Source organism: Cellulomonas sp., assembly GCF_017744555.1.
Classification (GTDB): domain Bacteria; phylum Actinomycetota; class Actinomycetes; order Actinomycetales; family Cellulomonadaceae; genus Cellulomonas.
The window spans coordinates 1-2,938 of the sequence record NZ_JAGIBD010000070.1 but is presented as its reverse complement, the minus strand read 5'-3'; the positions used below and the strand labels follow the sequence as shown (position 1 = coordinate 2,938).

At 73.7% G+C, this 2,938-nt stretch carries 3 protein-coding genes; all 3 read right to left on the bottom strand.

The genetic code is table 11. The features are described 5' to 3' along the window. On the bottom strand, positions 1 to 596 hold a 596-nt coding region (locus J7523_RS19920), incomplete at its 3' end, for a hypothetical protein (RefSeq protein ID WP_291890466.1). Positions 597 to 752: 156 nt separating this feature from the next. Next, a complete protein-coding gene (locus J7523_RS19915) occupies positions 753 to 2,018 on the bottom strand; it encodes a hypothetical protein (protein ID WP_291890465.1) in 1,266 nt (421 codons plus the stop codon). Between the two features lie 192 nt (positions 2,019 to 2,210). Next, positions 2,211 to 2,882 (bottom strand): AIM24 family protein, encoded by a 672-nt coding sequence (locus tag J7523_RS19910; RefSeq protein ID WP_291890464.1) that lies wholly within the window; start codon positions 2,880 to 2,882, stop codon positions 2,211 to 2,213. Positions 2,883 to 2,938 lie beyond the last annotated feature (56 nt).

Below are 2,938 nucleotides of genomic sequence, written 5' to 3'. Positions count from 1 at the left end.
AGGTCGATGACGTCCTGGTCGTCCTGCACCGTGTACGTGGGCGACATCGCGATCATGCCGGCGCTGACGGCCGGGTCGGCGAGCGTGCGGTACGCGGTGCCGACCGTGCCGGCGAGCACCTTCTCGGAGTCGCTGCTGGTGATGTCGCCCTCGACCCAGCGGCCGTCGATCGTGATCCACGACCGGTCCTGCGTGAGCACGAACGACGTGGTGCCGTCCGCGTCGACCATCGTGCCGGTCATGGCGGGCGCGTCGGAGAACACGAAGTCGACCTCGGCGGTGGAGTCGCCGGACTGCACGTGCTCGTGGCCGCTGCCCGCGGCGAGCGAGAACCCGATGACGCACGCCGACAGGTCGGCGCCCGTGACGCTGGCCCCCGGCGCGAGCTCGACCGCGTCGCACTCGGCGGGCGCCGCGACCACGGGCACGTCGGGCGTCGCGGACGCGGTGGGCGACGGCGACGCGACGACCGTGGGCGCCGACGTGCTGGGCGACGCGCCCGGGGCGGGCGACGTGCCGGACGAGCACGCGCCCAGGGCCGCGACCGCGGCGACGGCGAGCAGGGCAGGACGGGCCGACGGCCGGTTCAGACGCACGGTCGCGAACGTACCCAGCCGTGAACCCGCAGGCCAGCCCCCGCAGGCGTGACGTCCGACCCACGGCGCACCGCCCGCTGTGACAGGCACCCACCGGGTGATCACCCACCGTCAGCGGGTACCGCGCGGTCCGCACCGTGCGCACGGTGCGTGACCTCACCCCCAGCGGACCACGGTCGTCGTCGCGAACCCGTCCGGTGATGGCAGCGCCTGCCAGGCGACGACGTCACCCGCGCACATGACCGTGCCGTAGCCGCCCTGCACCTCGACCTCGCGCAGGTCGAGGGTCGCCACGTCGAGGACGAAGACGGAACCGGCGCCCACGCCGCTGCCGTCGTTCGTGGTCCAGACCAGCCGGTCGCCGCAGAGCGCCAGTTCTGTGCGCTGGCCCGCGCCCGCCGTGGGGACGGCGACCAGGCGGCCACTCACCGGGTCGTGCACGTACACCGTGCCTGTGCTGAACGACGGCGCGGACGTGACGAACGCGAGGCGTGAGCCGTCGGCGACCAGGTCGACGACGTTGACGCCGGGTGGCCCGTCCACCGTCAGCAGCGGTGCCGTGTCGCCCCCGCCCGTTGCCACCGCGACGACCGACCGACCGTCCGGGACCGTGGGGTCGTCGCGGTAGGTGCGCACGACGTACACCCCGTGATCGCCCACGGCGGGCCGGGCCGCGCCCCGCGCCCCGACGGTGAGCGGCCCCCCGCCACCGATGTCTCGTGACACGACCTGCATCTGGAGCTGGTCGGAGCCGGGGCCGGCCGGAGCGGGTGTCGCCCAGTACACGCGACCGTCGGCGACCACGGGACGGGCGTCGTCGTTCAGCACGGGCATCGGCCCGTCGATCACCTCCTCCGACGTGGCCACGAGCGAGGTCCGCCCCGCGTCGTCCCGCGCGAACACCCGCCAGCTCGACCGGTCGAGCCGGATGCTGGCCGTCTCCGCCCACGCCACCGCGCCCTGCCCTGCGTCCGCGCCGTAGACCTGACGCGGCGGGTCCCCGGGCACGAGTCGGCCCGTGCCGGGCCAGGGGTCGAAGCGGTGGCCGTCGTACGTGCCGAGGACCGAGCTCACGGCGACCCCGTCGCCGCCCTGGTACTGGTTCTCGGGCACGCGCAGGGCCACCAGGTCCCCGGTCGGCAGCACGTCGAGCCCCAGGAGCGTGTCGTCGGCCGGCGTGCGCGACAGCACCGTGTAGTCGCCGCCCTCGACGGCCACGCGTGCCGAGGCGAGCGCGACCGACGTGGGCACGGCCTCGGTCCCGTCCGGCAGACGGAGCGACACGGGACCGTCGACGACGTGGTCCGACAGCCCGGGCCCCGGCCCGAGCTCCGCCTCCGTCGGCGGACGGGCGGCGGGTGCGCACGCGACGAGCGCGGCGACCAGCACCGCCGCGGGCACCGCCCACGAGAGTCGTGCCATGCGTCCGTGTTCCCGTCGTCCCCGAGCCCGGTGGTGGGCGACCCGCCACCGCCGACGTGGGCGACGGTGCGTCGCAGTCTCTCGGCCGGAGCCGGCGGCGCGCGCGGTCCTTTGGTCCTCCGCCGCCGGGACGCGTGAGGGGTTGCCGCCGCGAGGCGACGACAACCCCTCACACCAGGGACGAGGCGGACGTCAGCTCGTCTGCCCCAGCCCCGCGAACCCCTCGGACGGCTGCACGACCACGAAGCCCGGGCCGTGGAACTTGTACTGGAACGCCTCGCCGGTGCCGCCGCGCAGCAGCGAGCTCATGTTCATGCTCGACACGACCTCGGGCACGAGGTTCGCCGACCAGCACACGGCCGCGTTGGGGTCGACGAACGTGGGCTGCTGCGAGCAGTCGAGGATGACGGGCTGGCCGTCGGACGTCAGCGCGACGGACCCGTGGCCCTGGATGAGGGTGTTGAACAGGCCGCCGGTCATCATGCCGGCGCCGCGCGTGCGGTGCAGGTCCCACTGCAGGGTGGCGTCGAACGCGAGCAGCGACGAGCCGCCGACGCTGATCGCGTCGCCCTCGAGGTGGATGATGAACACCGTCTCGGCGAACCGCGCGAAGAACACGTCGCCTTGGCCGGACACCGTCATGAGCGCCTGGTCGTCGGAGCTGATCGCACGCTTGACGAACTTCGCCAGCGTGTCGGAGCCCTTGTGGTGGAACTGCACGGCCCCCTGGTAGGCGACCATCGAGCCCTTCGCGGCGAGCACGGGCTCGCCGAGGGTGACCTTGAGCATCTTGGAGTTCTGCAGGAAGAACCGCTGTCCGTTCTCGACCTCGAGGTTCGCCTGGTCGAAGATGTCGCTACGCATGGGCGTCATCCTGCACCCCCGCGGGGGCACGACGACGACGCCGCCCGGGTGAGTTC